Annotated in this window: 4 protein-coding genes; all 4 read right to left on the bottom strand. The window is 58.6% G+C overall.

Going from position 1 to position 3,467, the window contains the following annotated elements; all coding sequences use genetic code 11:
• Positions 1-150: 150 nt before the first annotated feature.
• The 4 genes from AB5Y48_RS02195 to AB5Y48_RS02180 all read right to left on the bottom strand — a co-directional run bounded on the left by AB5Y48_RS02195 (position 151) and on the right by AB5Y48_RS02180 (position 2,893).
• The gene (locus AB5Y48_RS02195; RefSeq protein WP_368163657.1) at positions 151-1,173 is read right to left on the bottom strand and encodes an SH3 domain-containing protein; all 1,023 of its coding nucleotides are present in this window, start codon (positions 1,171-1,173) and stop codon (positions 151-153) included.
• Positions 1,170-1,433 carry a hypothetical protein gene (locus AB5Y48_RS02190; protein WP_368163656.1) on the bottom strand — a complete coding sequence of 88 codons (264 nt, stop codon included), beginning with the start codon at positions 1,431-1,433 and terminating at the stop codon, positions 1,170-1,172. The genes AB5Y48_RS02195 and AB5Y48_RS02190 overlap by 4 nt, the downstream gene beginning before the upstream one ends.
• A gap of 11 nt (positions 1,434-1,444) precedes the next feature.
• A complete protein-coding gene (locus AB5Y48_RS02185; RefSeq protein WP_368163655.1) occupies positions 1,445-2,107 on the bottom strand; it encodes a hypothetical protein in 663 nt (220 codons plus the stop codon).
• Positions 2,108-2,221: 114 nt separating this feature from the next.
• A complete protein-coding gene (locus tag AB5Y48_RS02180; protein ID WP_368163654.1) occupies positions 2,222-2,893 on the bottom strand; it encodes a hypothetical protein in 672 nt (223 codons plus the stop codon).
• Positions 2,894-3,467: the final 574 nt, after the last annotated feature.

Here is a 3,467-nt window from a genome sequence, read left to right as displayed (position 1 = left end):
CATGCCCCGCTGCGGCTGCGCCGTCCTCCCTGACGGCGCTACTGACCCGTTCAACTCACCTTGGCGACTTGCAGGGGGGCCAATACCGTGCCCGACGGCGGCTAAGTGGGCTCGCTACGCGGCGCTCAGAACGGTGGGTGTCCCAATTTCTTAACGCTCGTTCCCAACGCGAATGCGGTGCAGGTCGCCATCCTTGGTCGCCTGGAAGTCGTGGCTGCCTTCCGACTCGCTGACATCGGCACCAATGGGTCGGCCCATGCGGAAGAAGATCGCGCGGGAGCGGCCGTCGGGCTTCTTGATGACGACCGTGGCGTAACCCCCTCCTGCGCGAGCGACGCCGAACTCGCATTGACCCATCGGCTGGCCGGCGGCAAATGCGCAGGGCAGCGGCCCGCTCGCATCGAACTGGCCTTGGCCCGCGCGCAGCGCGGAGTCGTCCGGACCGAACGCGGCGCTGCCGTCAGGCGAGATCGCGGGCCCGAGGTACTCCGCGGCCACATAACCCCGCGGGCCGCCGCCGAGTTGCTGCGCGTCGCACCAAGCCCGGCCCTGGGCGCGCTGGCAGCCGAGGTTGTCCAGGATCGTGCCCGGGCGGTACGTGGCGAGAATCCGCGCCGACGTGCTCGGTTGCTCGCGAAGGTTCAGCGTGCGGACCACCTCCCAGTTGCGTGGCCCGCCATTCTCCGGGGCTGCAGCAACGTCGGCCGCGGAGGAGGCGCTTGTCTCGCGCGCCCACACGTAGATACCACCGTCGGCCATCAGGCTCAGATACAACCGGTCGTCCTTGAGCAGGTAGGAGCGGATGTAGCTGGACTGAGCGACGATGCTCTCGTCCATGCTCGGGGGCGGGCACAGCGCGCGCGTCGCCGCGAGCGGACCGAATTCGAATTGACCGCTCGTGGCCTCGCTGCCCGGCACCGCGGACCAGGTACCGGTGGCGCGGTTGCAGTTGAGCTGCATGGCGACGGTGCCGTCACCGTGCAGCCACATACTGTAGACCGTTCCTTCGCTCGGTCGCGCGATGCCCTGCGCATCGTCCATTGACTGGAACTCTACGAAACGCCACTGCGTGCCGGCCAGCGGGGGAGCGGCCGCTTCGGCGCCTCGCGCCGCCGAACCGGCCGCCGCGACGAACAGGGTTAGCGCAGCCATTACCCCAAGTCTGGCGTTCATCTCCGCGTCCTCCACCGACACAGGCTCCACATCAACAGCAGGTTCAGCGCCGGCGCGGCGACGGCGCCAGCCGACAGCATGGGCGACGGCAGACCGTCGAGCCACAGGTTCCACGGCAGCCCCAGCGGCAGGAGAAACACGCCCGCCAGCGGCCCCTGCGGGCTGCCGAACCAGCCGTAGGTGCCGATCAGGTACAGCGCGAAGGCCGCCGCATAGAGCGCGGCGAACGTGATCACGAACAGGCGGCAGGTACGCGACATGTTGGGTACGGTCAGCCGCCGAAGATGAACGCTTCGACGATCTCGTAGCGCTCGTTGCCGGCCTGGATGTAGTAGACGTCGCCACCCTTGGACGCGCTGAATTCCATGTTGCCGTCCGCTTGGCTCAGGTCGGCGCTTACGGGATTGCCGTTCTCGAAAAAGACAAAGCGCTTGCGGCCGTCCGGGCGGGTGATGACGATCGTCGCCGTGCCACCGGCGTCGCGGGCCACGGCCGCCTGGCACTCGCCCATCGCCTGGCCGGCGCGCATCGCGCAGCGGACCGGTCCGCGCGCGTCGAACTGACCCTGCCCGGCCCGCTCGGACGAAGACGCGCGGTGGCCACCGCTGGGGGCGGCCGCCGCGGTGTGTCCAGCCGGAGGCGCAAAGCCGAGGATCTCGCAGGTGCCGGTCGACTTGTCCTTGCCGGTGTAGGTCACGCGCGGCGCCTCGTTGCCCTGCGGCGTGATGTCGACGTAAACCCCGCCGGACTGGGCTGTGATCTGTCCGTCTGGTCGCTTGATGAGCTTGGCGACCTTGCCGTTGACGCGCACGTGGCCCTTGGCGTCGGAGTCGACGTTGATGTTCTGGCCGCACTTGGCGGCGAAGATCGGCACGGCGGCGCTGGCCGTGCCAACCATGAGCGTTGCAGCGACAGCAAGTAGGATCTTCTTCATAACAGTTCTCCTTCTTCAGTGGATCGACGTTTCGATGATTACTACGCCTAACGTCGTTATAAATTGCCGAAAGAAGCGTAGCGTATTGAGGTCAATTTGATAACCTTGTTATGACTACACTCTATCTAACCAAGCCAAATCAAAGAAACAAGGCATACTGTTTGTCTGAATGGCGTTGAAGATCGAAAATTCTTCTTCTGGACAAAAAATCATTATTAAATCGTTCCATGCAAAAGGCATATCACCCGCGTGTCTCCATTCACGTTCATGAGTTGCATCAAATGAGTCATGGATCACATTAACGAATGGTTGAAGCTGAGTAGGAATAAAATTATATAAATGACGTGAATACCTTTCGCCATTCCTAAGTATGTCTCTTCTAAGCAATGACTCAGAAATATTAAGGCAAGGATTAGCGCCCCTTGAAAATAGAACGTCTCTATCGAACGCTAGACCGTATTTGACCTTAAATAGGTCTCTGTGTGCCCTAAGCCCTGCCAAAGTGCTTTCTGTAAAACATACAGCTTGATTGCTTATGTCACCATCTAGATTACCTGTAATAGGATTAAAAACATCAGGTGTAGATGTTCCATACCAACCCACAGATGACGCTTTCAGAAGAGGGCTTGCAGGAGTGTTTGCCATATCAAGGATAGCCATCAATATGTTACGAGCATCTATATCCCCTCTTCCCGCATTCTGGCGTATAAGATGAGTTAATAGGAATGAACAATCACTGCTATTCCTAGCTAGCTCCCTAGCTTCATCAGCATTTGTTTGAGGCACTGAGTTCTATCCTTCTTCGTCATAACAGTGATTAGATGGAAGGCGGTACTAATCCGTTAGCAGAGAATTCCATCTAACTCCGTAACACTTCAATCGCCACCAAGTAAAAATCATCATTAAATCATAATGTTAACAATGCTCTTCTCGCTAGGGGCGTATTCGCTTGACTTCCTCTTTTTGCGCCACCATGACGGCTGTGTAAAAAAACAGTACATGGGTTGCGCATTGAAAGCGCCGCCAAACCACGACTGCGTAAACAGCTCAGAATCAGCATAAGGCCATCACCATGTTGAGTCGGTCGTTGTGGGCAGCTCTTGCTGATCCATACTATCCAGCAAGGCTACCGCCCTTGAATTTCAGCCCCCAGTCTGCTGCTGTTAACCTGCGATGTTGCATAGGCCTAGCTCATGGGTGACTCCGACGAGACGGTTGCCAAACGGATATATTAGCGAGTGAAATCGGGGAAGGAAGATCGGGATGATGGTTTCCTGAGCAAGATCAATAAATTAATCACCAACGCCTAGTGTGGGATATCACAACATCGATAGATCATCAGAGGGGCAGGGTATTGGCT

Origin of the sequence: Aeromonas sp. R6-2 (genome assembly GCF_040908155.1) — a bacterium.
Classification (GTDB): Bacteria; Pseudomonadota; Gammaproteobacteria; order Enterobacterales; family Aeromonadaceae; genus Aeromonas; species Aeromonas schubertii.
This window is presented reverse-complemented; position numbering and strand designations above follow the sequence as displayed.

Bases quoted from the DNA above. Each gene is read 5' to 3' on its own strand.
- AB5Y48_RS02195 (WP_368163657.1), bottom strand. From the start codon at position 1,173: ATGAACGCCAGACTTGGGGTAATGGCTGCGCTAACCCTGTTCGTCGCG.
- AB5Y48_RS02185 (WP_368163655.1), bottom strand. From the start codon at position 2,107: ATGAAGAAGATCCTACTTGCTGTCGCTGCAACGCTCATGGTTGGCACG.
- AB5Y48_RS02190 (WP_368163656.1), bottom strand. From the start codon at position 1,433: ATGTCGCGTACCTGCCGCCTGTTCGTGATCACGTTCGCCGCGCTCTAT.